A 16181-nucleotide genomic window follows, 5' to 3' on the forward strand; every position below is an offset into this window, starting at 1 on the left:
TTCGTTCGCGTGCGTCAGTCCGCGACGATGCGGACCGAGCCGGGCACGTATTCCCGCTGCCGCACCACCCGGAACCACCCCTTCGGCAACGTGATCGCCGCGTGTTCCTCGTGGACGACGCGTCCGCCCTCGGGCAGATGCAACAGCATCGGCCCGGTCGCCCCGGATTCGCGGATCAGCCTGCCCGGACCCTGCACCGCGTGCGGGTGGCCGGTGACCTCACCCAGCGCGAGCACCAACCGGCCGCGCGGATCCCGCGCCACCGAGGGCGCGTACAGCAGCGCCTGCGGTACAGCGTTTTCCGCCACAGGCGCGATCAGGACATCGCCTTGCCGATACATGAATTTCCTCCCGTCACGGCGCGAGTTCGCCGCCGTTGCCCGAGACCGTAGCGCCCGGCACCGACAGACCGCCCGAGTCGCCCGGTGTCGGTGCCTCTTGGTAGAAACCTCCTGACGATCAAGGGCACTGCCGGAAGGGGCGGGCACATCACATGACCATCGGCGACCATCTACCGGAGTTCGGCGGCTTACCCGCCTTCACCTTTCCCGATGCCGAGACCGACGAGAAGAAGGCGGTCGTCCTGCCGGAGCCGGACTCGGTCGCGTGGCGGTTGAGCGTCGACACCTACGACGCCGAGGAGGCGTGGGGGGAATGCTTCACCCGCTTCCTGTACGCCGTCGACACGGCGAAGGTGACCGCCCTGATCGTCGGGACGTGGCAGGACGTGTACGACACCGGTCCCGACGAGGTCATCGAGGCACTGTGCGCGGCAAAGGACCGCCTGCCCGCGCTGCGCGCACTATTCCTCGGCGACATCGTCATGGAGGAATGCGAGATCTCCTGGATCAACCAGGGTTTGGTGACCCCGCTGCTCGAGAACTTCCCCGAACTGGAAGTCTTCGGTGTGCGCGGCAGTCAGAACCTGGAGTTCCCCGCCGTGCGGCACGAGCGGCTGCACACCCTCGTCGTCGAGGCGGGCGGCCTGCCCGCCGCGGTCGTGCGCGGCATCGCGGCCAGCGACCTGCCCGCGCTGACGCACCTCGACCTGTGGCTCGGCACCTCGGAGTACGGCGGCAACAGCGAGGTGGCCGATCTCGCGCCGATCCTGTCGGGTGACCGGCTGCCCGCACTGAAGCATCTCGCCCTGCGCAACAGCGAGACCCAGGACGACATCTGCACCGCACTCGCGGCGGCGCCCGTGGTGGCCCGGCTGGACAGCCTGGACGTCTCGATGGGCGTGCTCACCGACGACGGTGTCGCCGCGCTGCTCTCCGGTCAGCCGCTGAGCCATCTGAGCGTGCTCGACATGCACTACAACTACCTGTCCGACGCGATGCGCACCAGGCTGCGCGAGACACTGGAACCCGCGGGCGTGCGCCTCGAACTCGACTCCGACGACGCCGAAGAGGACAGCGACGAGGAAGACGGCACCGTGTGGCGGTTCGTCTCCGTCGGTGAGTGAGACGTGTACGCGTCCGCGACACCGCCGCTCCCACCGCGCTGGGTGATCGTCGGCAACGGCGAGAACCGGCGCGTCGGGATGTTCACCGAGGCCGCCCGCGCCGCAGGGGCGGCGTCCATCCGGGTGGTCGAATGGCGCGACGTGCTGCGCGAAGGCTGCCATGATTTCGCCGACGACGAGATCGTGCGCCTGGATTCCCCTGGTGAGAACGCCGAGGTGGATCGCCTGTTGCGTGCGACTAACGAACCAACGCGGGTCGAGGGTTCGGCCCGCTGGTACACGCGGTTCCTCGACGCGGTGCGCTCGTTGCGCGGCGGATTCCGGCTCGACGACACCGAAGACCTGGCCGTGTTGTTCGACAAGCGGCTGTGCCATGCCCGGCTGTCACGCGCGGGTGTACCGGTACCGGCCTCGCCCACCTCGGGCGGACGCGCTCCCGTGCGCGGGTGGGCGGATGTGCGCGGCCATATGCGCGACGCCGAGATGCCGCGTATTTTCGTCAAACTCGCGCACGGATCGTCGGCCTCGGGTGTCCTCGCCATCGAATCCACCCGTGGCGGACGGCTGCGCGCGACCACCTCGGTGGAGATCACGGCGGAAGGTCATCTGCACAACTCGCTGCGCATCCGGCGCTACACCTCCGAACGGGAGATCGCGTCCATCGTCGACCGGTTGGCCCCGGACGGACTGCACCTGGAACGCTGGATTCCCAAGGTTTCCCAAGACGGCCGGTCCGCCGATCTACGCGTCGTGGTGATCGGCGGGCGCGCCACCCACGTCGTCGTCAGGACGAGCCGCGCGCCGCTGACCAACCTGCATCTCGGCGGTGTGCGCGGTGATCTCGCGGCCTTCCGCGCCGCCGCGGGCGACAACTGGGCGAAGGCATTGTCGATCTGCGAACAGGCCGCAGCCTGTTTCCCCGCCACACTGTGCGTCGGCGTGGATCTGCTGCCCGCGGTCGGTTGGCGGCACTTCGCAGTGGGTGAGGTCAACGCGTTCGGCGATCTGCTCCCCCGGCTCACCGGGCTGCCGGAGAAACCGGCAGCCGGACTCGACACCTACACGGCGCAGGTCATCGCCGCGACCAGCCGCTATCACATTGCACGACAGACCAGTTCGCGCGAGCTGGTCGGCGCGCTCAGGGGTGCCCCGCTGTGACGATCTCGGAACCCCTGCTGTCCCAGCCGGATATGAACACCGTCGTCGGCCGGGACGACCTACTGCTGCTCACCCTCGACACCCTGCGCTACGACGTCGCGGTCGAGTCGGCGGCGGCGGGGCGTCTGCCGAATCTGACGGCCCATCTCCCCGGCAGCGTCTGGCAGAAGCGCCATGCCCCAGGCAATTTCACCTATGCCGCGCATCACGCCATCTTCGCCGGATTCCTTCCGACGCCCGCGACGCAGGGCCCGCACCCACGGTTGTTCGCCGCGCGCTTCGCGGGCAGCGAGACCACCGCCGAGCGCACCTTCGTCTTCGACGAACCCGATCTGGTGACCGCACTCGCCGCGCGCGGGTATCACACGGCCTGCGTCGGCGGCGTCGGCTTCTTCAACAAGCAGGGCGCGCTGGGCAATGTCCTGCCCGGCCTGTTCGCCGAAAGCCATTGGGAATCGGAGTTCTCCGTGGCATCACCCACCTCGTTCGAAGCCCAGGTGGCGTGTGCCGAACGGGTGGTAGCCGCCTTGCCCGCCGAGCGGCCGCTCTTCCTGTTCGTCAACGTCTCGGCCCTCCATCAGCCCAACTGGTTCCACCTGCCCGGCGCGACCCGCGACACCGGCGACAATATGAGCACCCACGCCGCCGCCCTGGAGTACGTCGACCGGCACGTTGACCGACTGTTCGACGTGATGCGTTCGCGGCGGCGCTGTTTCGCCATCGTCTGCTCCGATCACGGCACGGCGTACGGCGATGCCGGTTACACCGGCCACCGGATCGGACACGAATCCGTCTGGACGGTTCCCTACGGACATTTCTTCCTGGAGCCACCCGCATGAGCCGCACCATCACCCTGCCCCGGCCGTATCAGAACTACGTCTACGCCTATCCGCACAAGACCGCCTACCGCCCGCTCACACCGCGGCCCGCGCTCGCCGAGCTCTGGTCCGGTGAATCGCGACGAGCACTGTCGCTGTATCTGCACATCCCGTTCTGCGAGGTGCGCTGCGGATTCTGCAATCTGTTCACCCGGGTCGGCGCGCCCGACGGCCTCACCGGGCGCTATCTGGACGCGCTGACCCGCCAGGCCGAGGCCGTCCGCGCGGCACTGGGCGACGCCGAAACACCGCACTTCGCCACCGCCGCCTTCGGCGGAGGCACCCCCACTTTCCTCGAAGCCGATGAACTGACCCGACTGTGCGATACCGCCGAGGACACCATGGGCGCGGATCTGCGTGCCATCCCGCTCTCGGTCGAGGCGTCCCCCACCACCGCCACCGCGGATCGTCTCGCCGTGCTGGCCGAACGCGGGACGACACGGCTGAGTCTGGGCGTGCAGAGTTTCATCGAACAGGAGGCGCGCGCCGCTGTGCGACCGCAGCGACGCGCGGACGTCGAGGCTGCGCTGGACCGCATCCGCGACGTCGCCATACCCGTCCTGAACATCGACCTCATCTACGGCATCGACGGTCAGACCGCGGCGACGTGGCGAGAGTCCCTCGACGCCGCGCTGGCGTGGCGGCCCGAGGAAATCTACCTCTACCCGCTCTACGTCCGTCCACTCACCGGACTCGACCGGCACGCCGATCCTGGCGCAGCCGAACGCGATTGGGACGAACAACGGCTGCGTCGCTACGCCGAGGGTCGTGATCATCTGCTCGCGGAAGGCTACACGCAGATCTCGATGCGCATGTTCCGTCGGACCGACGCGCCACCCCAAGGGCTGGACGACTACGCCTGCCAGACCGACGGCATGATCGGTCTCGGCTGCGGAGCCCGCTCCTACACATCAGGAACGCATTACTCCTTCGACTACGCCGTCGCCCCACGCGAGGTGCGTGCGATCATCGACACCTACACGGCCACTGAGGATTTCACCCGAGCCGTCTACGGACGGACGATCGACGGCGACGAGGCCGAGCGGCGCTACCTGCTGCAATCCTTGCTCCAAGCCGAGGGTTTCGCGGTGGCGGACTTCCGGCAGCGCTTCGGTCACGAACCGCGCGACAGCTTCCCCGCCGAGTTGGACGCCCTCGCCGAGCGCGGCTGGCTCGCCGACCCGGAAACAGGCCACCTGCGTCTGACCCCCGAGGGCCTGACCTACTCCGACGCCATCGGCCCCGAATTCTTCTCCCCCGCGGTCCGCGCCGCCATGGCAGCATACGAACATCGGTGACCGGTAATGGATCTCACCATTCTCTACCGCGGCCCCCTGGCCTCCTGCGATTACGACTGCCCGTACTGCCCCTTCGCCAAGCGCCGCGACTCGACCGCTCAGCTCCGCGCCGACCGCGCCGCCCTCGAACGATTCACCCGGTGGGCGTGCGCGCAGACCGAGGATCGCCTCTCGATCCTATTCACCCCGTGGGGGGAAGGACTCGCGCGGTCCTGGTACCGCCACGCCCTGGTCGAGTTGTCCCGGCAGCCGCACATCGACCGCGTCGCCATCCAGACCAACCTGAGCTGCCGCACCGAGTGGCTCGCCGACGCCGACCTCGACACCGTCGCCCTCTGGTGCACCTACCACCCCGACCAGACCCCTTACGACCGCTTCCTCGACAAGACCACCCACCTCGCCCGCACCGGCGTACGCTTCAGCGTCGGAATCGTCGGCCTACCCGACCATCTCGACCATGCCCGTAGCCTGCGCGCCGACCTGCCCGACCACATCTACCTGTGGGTCAACGCCGCCGAAGGCCACACCTACACCGACGAAGCCGCATCCACCTGGACCACCGTCGACCCGCTCTTTCCCTTCAGCCGCCACCCCCACCGCTCCGCAGGCCTGCCTTGCCGCACTGGTTCCTCGGTGATCTCGGTAGACGGTGAAGGCACTGTCCGCCGCTGCCACTTCGTCCCCACCCCCCTGGGCAACCTCTACGACAACACCTACCGCCGAGCCCTCACCCCCCGCCCCTGCCCCCGCACCGAATGCGACTGCCACATCGGCTACGTCCACCTGGAAACCCTCCCGCTCTACGACGTCTTCGCGGGCGGAGTCCTGGAGCGCATCCCGCCCCCTCTCCACCGCGCCATCCCCGCGGTCGCCCACCCCTCGCTGAGCCTCCCGATCAGCCCGGCTCACAGCTGAACTCCGCGGATCCGAACACGACCCCACTGTTTCAGCGGCGGCGTGCTTCTTGCGGTGTCGATCCGAACCGCTCCTTGAAGGAGGCGCCGAAGGCACTGAGCGAGCTGAAGCCGCTGGCGTAGGCGATCTCGGCTATTGTCCGGTCGGCAGAAGCCTCGCGAAGATAGCGGCGTGCCCGGTCCAGCCGCTCAGTGCGGATCAGTTGACTCGGTGTCGTACCGGTGCTGTGCAGTGCCAGCTGGACTTGTCGCAGAGACCAACCGAGGTTGTGCGCGATCAGTGTCGGGGTGAGTTCGGGGTCTGTGGCGTGTCGGCGGATGTAGTCACGGACTGCGGCGTCGACTGCTGCCAGAGTGGTGGGGAACTTTCCATCGGGGCGCAGGCACAGTCTGAACAGATCGATCATCGCATCGCACGTCGTGGCAAAGCCGAGCCCATCAACGACGTTGCGCTGCTTGCTGAGCTCGCCGATCATGCCGAAGGCGACCGATCCCAGGCCCTGTCTCAGGTCGATCACCGCAGGTCCGGTGCCGGCATCGAGGGGCAGCGCGCCGGCGGGGATGTTCATCACCCACCCTTGTGCGTTCTGCGGCTGTGCGACATCGACCGGACGTGCTTTCGTGACCAGTGCGCCCTGTCCGGGCACGACCTGAACAGTGCTGTCGTCTTGTCGCAAATTCATTGCGCCCCGGGTCGGAACGATTATGCGCAGGCTCGCATCGTCATCCCGGCGTATATCTGTGCGCGTTCGTGAGTAGGTGATGCTGGCGGACCGAAAGCCGATCAACTGGTAGTCCGCGTAGTGTTGGGCCCTCGTACTGCCGTGGAATGTCGACGCACTGCCGAAACGGAACTGCAGGGTGCCCTGTTTACGCAGGATGTGCTCGACCCAGAAGTCGGTGGACTCGCGGGCCGAGACCATGGCGGTGTCGGCCTCCTGCACGAGGTACTGCTCAGAAAGTGCCATGAGCAACCCTCCAGTGGCTTGCGCGTTTCCGTGCGTCACATGCGCGGAAAAGGTCGAACGAGCACAGGTGCCCTCATAACGTTTGAGTCAGTCTACTGACACCGATCACAACAAGGAAGACACCACGAAGACCAGTAGGTGAGACCGATTACGGCCCCTGCGGTGCACAACGGAGTGCAGCCGAATTGAGCAACGGCGCTCGGTGGGGCCGCAATCGCACTGACCGATAGTTGACCACATGACAAATACCTCGAATCGACGTCATGCTCGGAAATTCGATAAGCGGAAATGCGACACGACTGCACGCCGCAGTCGACGGCACATAGGTGCGCACTTGCCGCCCTACGATGACAGACCCGTCCGGCTGCCAGAGGTACCTCTCGTAGCCAGCCGACCGGAAGACTGGATAGATCCGATGACTGCTCTCCTACCTCTCGCCTACGGATACCTGCGGGACGGTTTACTCCGCGACTCGAATTCGAGCGAAAACAGACTGCGGACCGCCGCCAAGTCACTCGGGTGCGCGCTGGACACCGTATTCCACGAGCCGGAACCACAGAGCGGGGCACTGCCCCCCGACGTTCGTCGATGTCGTCCGAGAATGCCGACAAGCCGAAACACACACGGTACTGACAATGCACGGAAACCTGTCCGGCATGCCGGTGTGCCGGATCGCCATGCTCGCCATCCTCGATGTGCGAGCCGATGTCGCAGTACAGGAAGTCGAAAGGTGAGTATCTTGCAAATTAAATACCTCCTCGGTCGAAGATCGCGGAGAGGCCGACGCTGTGCCGGGTTGGCCTTCAGTTTATGATGGCGGGTGCCGTCGAGTCATTGAAACAACATTTCCTCCTCAAGTCGGCTACCCGGTGACAGTAAGGACTTGAGCTGTGGTCCTAAATTCTATCCGTATACATTTTCTTTCTCTGCGACGCCGAGAACGGTGTGGATTTCGACAAGGTGCGTGTACGGATTCGCAAGACCCATAGTTCTTGCCCTCGTTGGCAATCGGATGACCTGCAGCAGCGCACCGGCGGCTGCGGAATCCACCAGGGGAATAGCAGCATACGCAGCCGCGAGCTCGAAGCAGCCCGGATATCAGGAGCGCGGGCTCGTAGCCCCGAATCCAATCCCGCGACAAACGGTTCGGCCGTAGACAGGAATGCCGATTGTTCGTCGCGGAAGCATTCTTCAACCGTGCCACACGTCGACGTGGCTTCACGCCAGCTCACCCGCATCGCTGAAGACACCAACAGCGCCGCTGATCAGATACAGACCCCCGACGACCTCACCATCGGACCATACGGAAACCTATACGTCACGATTGCATTCACGAATGACCGCACAGCATCGTAGGAATGCTCCGGAAGAAACGAAGACCGTGCCAGTGATTACTCCGGACCACGGCGGACGTAGCGGACAGCGATTCCATCGAAGACGTCGGCGACCTGGGCTTTATTCTTTTCAGGGCCGCCCCGAGTGGAATGCGCAGAATTATGCATTATGACAATAACTCGACCAAGGGCGCTATTCTCTCCATTGAGAACCGGTTGGTCGCTCTCGTAACATAGGTACGATTATAAAGTTCAGAAATCACAGGACCGGGGTCGTATATGATTATCGACCCGGCCGTCCTTTGTAGAGTTACGACTGGGGAGCAGAATCAATGGCCTCGACCGCGCAAGAACTCATATCGCACCCGCACATGCAACAGCGCCGAATTCAGATCGGCGAGTCTTCGTTTCCATATCTCTTCGGCAGCGACTGTCTCGAAGCCATCGCAGAAACCCTGCACACGCTCGACGCGGACAGATTCGTAGTCGTTACCGACGATCGCGTCTTCGACCTTCACGGACAAGCATTGATTCGTGCTCTGGGAACCGGGACGCCTGTCACGATTCTTCGCCATGAGCCCGGTGAGGCGATGAAGACACTTCCGTGTCTTGCTGAGCATATCGAGCACGCTTTGGGGGATGGCGCCACACGGAGATCAGTCGTCGTCTCCTTCGGTGGAGGCGTGCCGGGAAATCTGGCGGGGTTGATGGCAAGTCTGTTGTTCCGCGGGGTACGACTGGTTCATATCCCGACCACAACCGTCAGCGCGATGGATTCGGTACTGTCGCTCAAACAGGCCATAAATAGTAGGGTCGGCAAGAATCATGTCGGTAGCTACTACACGCCAATTGCAGTACTCACCGACGTAGAGCTCTTCGGCACCCTGTCTCCTCGAGAACTTCGCTCAGGACTCTGCGAGATGGCCAAGAATTGTTTGGCCATCAGGCCTGAGATCATTTCGGAACTACGAGAAATCTTGACCACGGGCAATCTGGCTGCGCCCGAGTCGCTCCTGTGGCTATTGGATGCCAGTATCAGTGCGAAAGGGCAGGTAACGAAGAACGACACATACGAGCGAAAAGAAGGTCTCGTTCTCGAATACGGCCATACAGTCGGACACGCCATCGAGTTGCTCGACCACCGGCAACGCGATTCCAACGGGCTTTCACATGGGGAATCCATTGCACTCGGCATGTTGGTTGCCGCGCGAATATCGTGCGCGCGCGGATGGCTGACGGAAGCAGATGTCCGCATCCACGACGAACTCGTGGCAAGCCTCGGCGTAACGACGAGTATCCCTGCGGGAGTCACAGCAGACCGCATCATCGACACAATTCGAGACGACAACAAACGGGGATACTTGCCGCTGCCGGACGATGCCGCGGCTTTCGTGCTCCTCGAGCAGCTCGGCGTACCTGCGAGATCGGGTGAGCTGCCGCTGGTTTCGGTCGGCTTCCAAGAGGTGCAGGACGCATTGGACGCAGCAGGGCGCGATATCCTGCCCTTTGCCGCGGCAGATTCGGTCCGATGACTACTCGGAGCAGATTCGGATGGGGTGGGTAACAGCGTTCCATCCTGCATGCTTACGTGGTCGATCCAGGGCATCGACTGCACTACAACGCATTCGGCCCCTCACCGGAATTCGGGTGAGGGACCGAATGGTCGTGATGGATCAGCCGACCGGCACCGGCTCCCGCTCCCGCCATCCGGTTCGGCTCGTCACCGACGAGAGTCCACCGATCGTCAACTCATCCAGACCGAGCTCATGAACCCGGCGCGCAAGCTACCCGGGTGCCATACGGCGGCAGGCTCTCGGGACCGGTGTCTTTGGCGCATCCGGTGTGTCGTCACAGCAAGCGCGTGACGAACTCGTGGGTGCGCCGGTGCCGGTGCGCACCGGCACTTTCCGCCCGGCCCCCGCCCCAATCCGGACACCGTTGGCGAATTCCGGCCCGCTGTCAGGCGGCGGGCCGGAGGGCTGCGAAATGTGACGTTCGGGTTGGAGCGAACGGCGTTGTCTCCCACCAGGTGTTGAGTCGGTTGAGGTTGAGTCCTGCTGCAGTCAGTAGGTGTTGAAGACTGGTCTTGGTCAGGCCGCGGTAGCGGGATCGGCGCAGACCGCAGGATCGGATGCCTTGGGCAATGGTGCCTTCCACGCCCGCGCGATGCTGGTAGCGCTGTTGCCACTGGTCGGTCTGCTGTTCGGCGCGAGCCAGCTGCAGGGCCTGGTGCTGGGCACGATGCCGAAGAGTCAGGCGCCGACCTGTGCTGGAGCGGGTGCAGTGTTCGCGTGCCGGGCACTGACGGCACTCTGCGCTGGGGAAACGCACCCTGATCACGGGTGTCCCGTCCTGGGAGCGGTCTGCTTTCCAGGAGTTGGAAACGGCGCCTTGCGGGCAGGTGACCTTCTCGTTCTCCCAGTCGATCGTGAAATCGGGCAGGGTGTAACCGCCGTCGGCTGTGGCTTGCCAGCCGGTCGGCGCCTTCGCCGGGCCGAGAAGTTCGACGCCGTGGTCTTGCTGCGCGGTGATGAGCAGGTCGGCATCGACGTATCCGGCATCAACCAGATGCACGTCGGGCAGCAGATCCCGCTCGGCGAGGCCGGCGTGGATCGCTGCGGTCATCGCCATGTCCGGAACCGGGGCTGCGGTGGTGGCGACGTGAGTGATCAAGTGCGGTGCGTCGGGCTCGCAGGTCTCGGTGAGGTGGACCTTGTAGCCGTTCCAGGACGCGTCGCGTTTGGTGCCGGTGCGAGCCTGCTCGTCATACGGCGAGCAGTAGCGGATCGCCGCCGGGGGCAGATCCTTCTTGTCCCGCCAGGCCACCGTCCCGTCGTCGATGACGTAGTACTGCTGCACCCAGACCCGACGCAGCAACTCCACCGCCGGAAGCTGCCGCAGCCAGGCGGGTGCCTTGCCGGCCGTGACCGCGCACAGCACAGTCATGCCGTCGGATCCGACCTGGTTCGCGTGGGCCGCCCGTGCGGCCCAGCGGCTCGGGAACCGGGTGTCTTCGCAGCGCGCGCTGTAGCGGTCGAACCAGTCGGGTTCGGCGATGCCGGCCAGCCAATCCGGTGCCGCGGCGGCGAGCGCGTTGAGCGCGGCACGCAGCGTCTCGGTCACGAACTGCAGCCGATTGAGGTCACGCACCGCGGCCAGCACATGCGTGGAGTCGGATCGCTGCCGGCCACCCGCCTTCAACAGCCCGGCTCGACGCGCCGCCTCCAGCACCGCATCGAGTACCCGCTGCTCCAGCCCGCCGACGATCAGCCGGGACCGGAACTCACTGAGCACCGAGTAATCGAAACCGGGATCGCTCAGCTCCAATCCCAGCGCGTACTTCCAGTCGATCCGGGACCGAACCGCTTGCGCGGCTTGACGATCGGAGAACCCTTCGGCGAACTGCAGCACCGACACCAACGCCAGCAACGCCGGCGAGATCGCGGGCTGACCGCGACGCGAGAACACCTGCGTGAACTCGTCATCGGAGAACACAGGCCCCAGAACGTCGCGCATCCGCATCGCCAGACAGCCCTCCGGGAAGACAGCCCGGGCAACCCGGGCCGTCTCCACCGGAACCACATCGCACCTACACGGACGCAACGACACCACGACCTCCATCAACCCCGGACCCGAAATACCCGTGTCGATCTTGCCGGATGAACGCTGCCCCAACCGAATTCGCCAACGGTGTCCAATCCGGGTCGGAGGCCGAGTCCGTCGCGAATCAGTCCAGGTGCGGTGCGATCTCGGCGGCCACCAGGTCAAGGTGGTCGAGGTCCGAGAGGTCCAGGTACTGCAGGTACAGACGGGTGATACCGGTCGCCTCGCGATAGCGGCCGATCTTGTCGACCACCTCGGCGGGGGTACCGACCAGCTCGCTCTGCCGCTTCAGATCGGTGACCGCACGGCCTATGGTGTCGGCACGGCGGGCGACCTCGGCGTCGTCGCGGCCGACGCACAGCGTCAGCGCAACCGACCGAGTGATCTCCTTCGGATCGCGCCCGATCGCACGGGCCGCCGCATCCACCCGCTCGAATTGCTTTGCGGCCGTGGCGGAGTCGACGAACGGTAGATTGAACTCGTCGGCAAATCGGGCGGCCAGCGCCGGGGTGCGCTTCTTGCCGACACCGCCTACGATCACCGGCGGGCGTGGGCGCTGCGCCGGCTTCGGGAGGGCCGGAGCGTCTTCCAACCGATAGTGTTTGCCGAGGAAGCTGAAGGTCGAACCGTCCGGCGTCTCCCACAGACCGGTCACGATTTCCAATTGTTCGGCATAGCGGTCGAAACGCTCGCCGAAATCGGGCAGTTCGATGCCGTAGGCGGTGTGCTCGGCATCGAACCAGCCCGAGCCGAGGCCGAATTCGATGCGGCCGCCGGACATCTGGTCTACCTGTGCCACCGAGATAGCCAGCACCGACGGTTGCCGGAAGGTGGCGGAGGTGACCAGGGTGCCGAGCCGGATCCGGGACGTTTCACGCGCCAGACCGGCGAGCGTGATCCAGGCATCGGTCGGCCCAGGCAGCCCGGACGCCACACCCATTTTCAGATAGTGATCCGACCGGAAGAACGCGTCGAATCCGGCGTCCTCGGTCGCCATCGCGACGCGAAGCAATTGATCGTAGCTGGCCCCCTGCTGGGGTTCGGTAAAGATCCGTAGGTCCACCCGCTCCACCGTAGTCGTGCTCGCGAAGCGACCCGAGATAGCACGGATTCAGTTTGCCGAAGCTGGCGACCTGGAAACGACGAGGGGTTCTCCGTTGCGAGTACCCCACTCGGCTGTCATGTGACGTAACCGGTTCTATGGGAGGCCAGGGCGGCTCTTTTGTTCCGACAGCCGACCCAGCACGTGCTCGCGGACCCGCTTCGAACCGGTGCGCGCTGTGTTCACGATGTGCACTGCCTCCCCGCCCCGTCAACCCGAGGCGCTGCGCCAGCTCCACCAGCACGGTCTCCGCATCACCGACGAGACTCCACCAACAGCCGGTTACGTGCCTGCTCCGCCGTGTGCAGCGCGTGCTGAGTCCGTCGATACACCTTCGACCCTGCGGGCGCACGACCGCCCTCGCTGCGCAGATGTTCCTCGCCGGTCGCGATCATCGCGGCGCGGGCGCGCTCGATACGGGCCATCGCAATCGCCTCACGGTCCGCGCTCACACCACCACGATATCCCGGGCGGCTCTTTCGTCTCTGCTGGACCTAGACTGGTATGCCAACCTGTCGACTCAGCTCCCGAACATCGCGGCTCATCCCCGTAGGCGGAGACTTCACCAGCCCATGCAGCATCTCGCGCGCGAACCCGTTGTACCGGATCGTCTCTGGTGCCGTCTGCTGCACCTTCTCCAACATCGCGAACGCCGCAGCCGCCTCCCGCCGCTGCGAATACGCACGGGCAACCTCGATGTAATGCCGACTGCGGCGCGGCACCGACACGATCGTCTCCGCGTCCAACTCCCTCGCGGCACGCAGCGCCTCAGCCGATCCCCGCAACTCCACACCCAAGGTCGTCGCATGGGCCGCCATCACCGGCACCGAGAACGACGTCTGCACATGCCGATACCCCGGACCCAACTGCCGCGCCGTCCCATCGGCGGCCTCCCAGTGCTCCCACGCCTCGCCATAACGACCACGGCGAGCATGCACATACGCCACCTCAGCCTCGAGCGCGCCCGCGATACCCCGCCAATCGTCCGGCGTCTCATCCCTGCCGAGGTAGGGCGCAAGCTGATCCTGAGGTTCCCCCGATCCAGTAGACACCGATTTAGTGGGACAATGGGTCCTGCTGGAAGGATGTCCAGTATGTCATCGTCTCGGAGGAAGCGTCGGTCATTCATGGCCGAGCACCCGGTCGAGGCGGCGCATCGGATGATCGATACCGGTCGCACGATCGCTGAGGTTGCGCGTGGTTTGGATGTCCCAGCGGCCACAGCGTTGTAGCCGAGACTGCCCTATCCTTGCATCCCAACATCTTTCACCCATGCACGCACCTCACGGAAGGGTCCATTAGCTGCCCGAATTCGCCGGCCCTCACCTGTGCTACCGTCGCGCGAGTGCATGCAAACCCGCAAGAGATGCACGCCACGGCGGACCGTATGTCAGCGAGAGCCGACGAATTTTGGGACGACATCGAGGCGTTGCGCAAAGAAGCCGAGACGCTGATGTCATCCGGCTGGGTCGGCGAGGCCGCGGGCACGCACGCCGCTTTGTGGACCGAGTGGGTCGAGTCCGCTCGAAAGGTGGCGACTACGCTGCGCGAGGATGCTGTGCTCGTGCATCAGGCGGCAAACGCCTACACCAATACCGACGTCAACAATGCGAACTCTCTCACTGATATGCCATTCAACCTGGATAATTTGTGATGGCGTCCTACACAGCCGACACCGACCAAATCCTCGAACTCGTGGCGAAAGCCAAGACAGTCGGACAACAAATCGAACAACGCATCGCCGATGTCGAGCGCGAAGTCGCCGCGCTGCACATCGAGTGGAGCGGCGAAGCCGCCGACGCGCATAAGAGCAAGCACGACACCCGGCAGCGCGAAATGCAGGATATGAAAATAGCGCTCGCTGAGCTCGAAGCGGCCGCCCAAGCAGCTCGCGAGCGCTACCTCGCCAACGTCGAACACAACAAGGGAATGTGGCCCTGATGGCGCCCATCACCATGAATACGGCCCTCGTCAGCAACGCTGCGGGACTATATAAGACGGCGTACGACAGTGCTGAAACCGAAGTCAAGACGCTAGCAGCGGCCCTCGACGCGGACTGGGGATGCGCAGGCAGCGATAGTGCCGCGCGCACGTGGGCCAGCAGTTACGACCCGGCCGCCTTCGAAGCAGTGGCGGCCGGGACCGACATCGTCAACGCATTCGGCAAACTTCACGACCTCCTGGCATTCACCGCTGTCAACCACTCCAACGTCGAGAAACAGAACAAGCAACCCCCCGAGACCCCTGACCCAGACCCCACTGTTCTGCCCGCTACTACAGCACCGACCTTCAAGGGCGCTTTCGGCGGCGCGACCGATCCTCCCTTCGGCTGGGAGATGATCAGCAGCTGGCTGGAAGGCCACACTTGGCCGAACGGCGACCCGGATAAGTTGAGAAAGCTGGGCACCGCCTGGCGGACGGCCGCCACCGGCCTACGGCGGGCCAGCAGCGGGACCGATCAGGGATGGATCGATCTCGAAGAACTCGAGTCGGACGAGCTACCCCAGGCGCTCGCCCAGATGGACATAGTCTTCACAGGTGTCGAAGACGTCGCGACCCAATACGAAAATCTCGGCAGAGCCTGTGATGACTGGGCAGACCAGATCGAGGAGGCCCACCGCAAGCTTCTCGCAATCCTCGCCGGCGCTCTCGGCGTAGCGATCATTGCGGGCGTTGTCGTCGGCTTCTTCACAGGTGGCACCGGGGCAACTGTCACTACGGGAGCCAGCGCCAGCGGCGCAGCGAGCCTCGCCATCACCGTGCTCGTTGGTTTCGAGGCGACCGCTGCCGCACTCACAGGAGTCACGGTGGCCGTAGGGACCGCCGCTATTGGCGTCGCCACCGAACTGCAACCCCTACTCGAGGCCAGCCCTACCCAGTTCAACGCCGATACCAAAGGTGGCGGAAACCAACAACACTACGTCACACCACCCAAGGATCTGAAGGGCTTCCCTAACGCCAAGCCGACAAAGCGGATGGGAAGAAGGAAGTCCTGGAAGGATGATGAGGGGAATACATACGAGTGGGACTATCAACACGGCGCGGTAGAGAAGTACAACAAGAACGGCAAACATCTCGGCGAATACGATGCCGAGACCGGCGCTCAAACCAAGCCTGGCGACTCGACGCGCAAGCCGCAGTGGAAGAAGTGATATGTGGTACTTGGAAGCGTTCGATAAGAAGACCGAATTTCTGGTGCGGGACCATCCTCTGCGGGGCCTCGACACGCCGACTTTGCAAGGCATACTTCACTTCGACGATAGCTGCGAGATCGACGGTGTCAATTACCCCCCGGAGGCCGGGGGGTACGATGTCCCGCCATCGAAGCTACCGGAGCTCGCTCAGTATCTGCCACCCGATTTCGTTATCGACGAATCATGCGATTACCAGGTTGCTTACTACCGGGAATAATCGCGGGGCCGCAGCCCATGTTCTGACGTCTTCTGTCGAAAGCCCGAGGT

At 64.6% G+C, this 16181-nt stretch carries 16 protein-coding genes; 10 read left to right on the forward strand and 6 right to left on the reverse strand.

From position 1 onward, the window contains the following. Positions 1-14: 14 nt before the first annotated feature. Positions 15-341: a hypothetical protein gene (locus tag OHB12_RS19835; protein WP_327110087.1), complete on the reverse strand. Its 327-nt coding sequence runs from the start codon at positions 339-341 to the stop codon at positions 15-17. 152 nt (positions 342-493) lie between these two features. Here OHB12_RS19835 and OHB12_RS19840 point away from each other — a divergent pair, with 152 nt between their 5' ends. From OHB12_RS19840 to OHB12_RS19860, 5 genes are read left to right on the forward strand one after another with little or no spacing between them, the layout of a single operon-like run. Then, positions 494-1465 (forward strand): STM4015 family protein, encoded by a 972-nt coding sequence (locus tag OHB12_RS19840; RefSeq protein WP_327110088.1) that lies wholly within the window; start codon positions 494-496, stop codon positions 1463-1465. Between the two features lie 3 nt (positions 1466-1468). Next, positions 1469-2623: an STM4014 family protein gene (locus OHB12_RS19845; RefSeq protein ID WP_327110089.1), complete on the forward strand. Its 1155-nt coding sequence runs from the start codon at positions 1469-1471 to the stop codon at positions 2621-2623. Then, positions 2620-3462, forward strand: a complete 843-nt coding sequence (locus OHB12_RS19850) for an STM4013/SEN3800 family hydrolase (RefSeq protein ID WP_327110090.1) — start codon at positions 2620-2622, stop codon at positions 3460-3462. Before OHB12_RS19845 ends, OHB12_RS19850 begins: the two co-directional genes overlap by 4 nt. Continuing rightward, entirely contained in the window at positions 3459-4799 is a 1341-nt protein-coding gene (locus OHB12_RS19855) for an STM4012 family radical SAM protein (protein WP_327110091.1), read from the forward strand. Before OHB12_RS19850 ends, OHB12_RS19855 begins: the two co-directional genes overlap by 4 nt. Positions 4800-4805: 6 nt before the next feature. Continuing rightward, positions 4806-5714, forward strand: a complete 909-nt coding sequence (locus OHB12_RS19860; protein ID WP_327110092.1) for an STM4011 family radical SAM protein — start codon at positions 4806-4808, stop codon at positions 5712-5714. 31 nt (positions 5715-5745) lie between these two features. Here the strand turns inward: OHB12_RS19860 and OHB12_RS19865 are convergent, their stop codons facing one another. Further along, a complete protein-coding gene (locus OHB12_RS19865; protein WP_327110093.1) occupies positions 5746-6681 on the reverse strand; it encodes a helix-turn-helix domain-containing protein in 936 nt (311 codons plus the stop codon). 1666 nt (positions 6682-8347) lie between these two features. On the opposite strand from OHB12_RS19865, the gene OHB12_RS19870 reads away from it, so the two are divergent. Beyond that, positions 8348-9547, forward strand: coding sequence for a 2-deoxy-scyllo-inosose synthase (locus OHB12_RS19870; protein ID WP_327110094.1), 1200 nt, complete (start codon positions 8348-8350; stop codon positions 9545-9547). Between the two features lie 427 nt (positions 9548-9974). Here the strand turns inward: OHB12_RS19870 and OHB12_RS19875 are convergent, their stop codons facing one another. From OHB12_RS19875 to OHB12_RS19890, 4 genes are all read right to left on the reverse strand, one after another. Further along, positions 9975-11624, reverse strand: coding sequence for an IS1182 family transposase (locus OHB12_RS19875; protein WP_442800118.1), 1650 nt, complete (start codon positions 11622-11624; stop codon positions 9975-9977). Between the two features lie 118 nt (positions 11625-11742). Further along, the gene (locus tag OHB12_RS19880; protein ID WP_327110095.1) at positions 11743-12681 is read right to left on the reverse strand and encodes an LLM class F420-dependent oxidoreductase; all 939 of its coding nucleotides are present in this window, start codon (positions 12679-12681) and stop codon (positions 11743-11745) included. Positions 12682-12974: 293 nt separating this feature from the next. Then, complete coding sequence (locus OHB12_RS19885) at positions 12975-13145, reverse strand: hypothetical protein (RefSeq protein WP_327110096.1); 171 nt, start codon at positions 13143-13145, stop codon at positions 12975-12977. 69 nt (positions 13146-13214) lie between these two features. Further along, the gene (locus tag OHB12_RS19890) at positions 13215-13772 is read right to left on the reverse strand and encodes a hypothetical protein (RefSeq protein WP_327110097.1); all 558 of its coding nucleotides are present in this window, start codon (positions 13770-13772) and stop codon (positions 13215-13217) included. Between the two features lie 293 nt (positions 13773-14065). Between OHB12_RS19890 and OHB12_RS19895 the strand changes: the two genes are divergently transcribed. Genes OHB12_RS19895 through OHB12_RS36390 form a run of 4 tightly spaced genes read left to right on the forward strand, consistent with a single transcriptional unit; the run spans position 14066 to position 16131 of the window. Next, positions 14066-14374: a WXG100 family type VII secretion target gene (locus OHB12_RS19895; protein ID WP_327110098.1), complete on the forward strand. Its 309-nt coding sequence runs from the start codon at positions 14066-14068 to the stop codon at positions 14372-14374. Continuing rightward, positions 14374-14661, forward strand: coding sequence for a WXG100 family type VII secretion target (locus OHB12_RS19900; RefSeq protein ID WP_327110099.1), 288 nt, complete (start codon positions 14374-14376; stop codon positions 14659-14661). Before OHB12_RS19895 ends, OHB12_RS19900 begins: the two co-directional genes overlap by 1 nt. Next, complete coding sequence (locus OHB12_RS19905) at positions 14661-15872, forward strand: colicin E3/pyocin S6 family cytotoxin (RefSeq protein ID WP_327110100.1); 1212 nt, start codon at positions 14661-14663, stop codon at positions 15870-15872. Before OHB12_RS19900 ends, OHB12_RS19905 begins: the two co-directional genes overlap by 1 nt. Position 15873: 1 nt before the next feature. Further along, a complete protein-coding gene (locus OHB12_RS36390; protein WP_442799817.1) occupies positions 15874-16131 on the forward strand; it encodes a DUF7683 domain-containing protein in 258 nt (85 codons plus the stop codon). Positions 16132-16181: the final 50 nt, after the last annotated feature.

Source organism: Nocardia sp. NBC_01730 (assembly GCF_035920445.1).
Classification (GTDB): domain Bacteria; phylum Actinomycetota; class Actinomycetes; order Mycobacteriales; family Mycobacteriaceae; genus Nocardia.

Excerpts from the sequence above, each read along its gene's own strand:
- OHB12_RS19835 (WP_327110087.1), bottom strand. The coding sequence starts at position 341 with ATGTATCGGCAAGGCGATGTCCTGATCGCGCCTGTGGCGGAAAACGCT.
- OHB12_RS19905 (WP_327110100.1), top strand. The coding sequence starts at position 14,661 with ATGGCGCCCATCACCATGAATACGGCCCTCGTCAGCAACGCTGCGGGA.
- OHB12_RS19885 (WP_327110096.1), bottom strand. The coding sequence starts at position 13,145 with ATGGCCCGTATCGAGCGCGCCCGCGCCGCGATGATCGCGACCGGCGAG.
- OHB12_RS19860 (WP_327110092.1), top strand. The coding sequence starts at position 4,806 with ATGGATCTCACCATTCTCTACCGCGGCCCCCTGGCCTCCTGCGATTAC.
- OHB12_RS36390 (WP_442799817.1), top strand. The coding sequence starts at position 15,874 with ATGTGGTACTTGGAAGCGTTCGATAAGAAGACCGAATTTCTGGTGCGG.
- OHB12_RS19855 (WP_327110091.1), top strand. The coding sequence starts at position 3,459 with ATGAGCCGCACCATCACCCTGCCCCGGCCGTATCAGAACTACGTCTAC.
- OHB12_RS19840 (WP_327110088.1), top strand. The coding sequence starts at position 494 with ATGACCATCGGCGACCATCTACCGGAGTTCGGCGGCTTACCCGCCTTC.
- OHB12_RS19900 (WP_327110099.1), top strand. The coding sequence starts at position 14,374 with ATGGCGTCCTACACAGCCGACACCGACCAAATCCTCGAACTCGTGGCG.
- OHB12_RS19870 (WP_327110094.1), top strand. The coding sequence starts at position 8,348 with ATGGCCTCGACCGCGCAAGAACTCATATCGCACCCGCACATGCAACAG.
- OHB12_RS19865 (WP_327110093.1), bottom strand. The coding sequence starts at position 6,681 with ATGGCACTTTCTGAGCAGTACCTCGTGCAGGAGGCCGACACCGCCATG.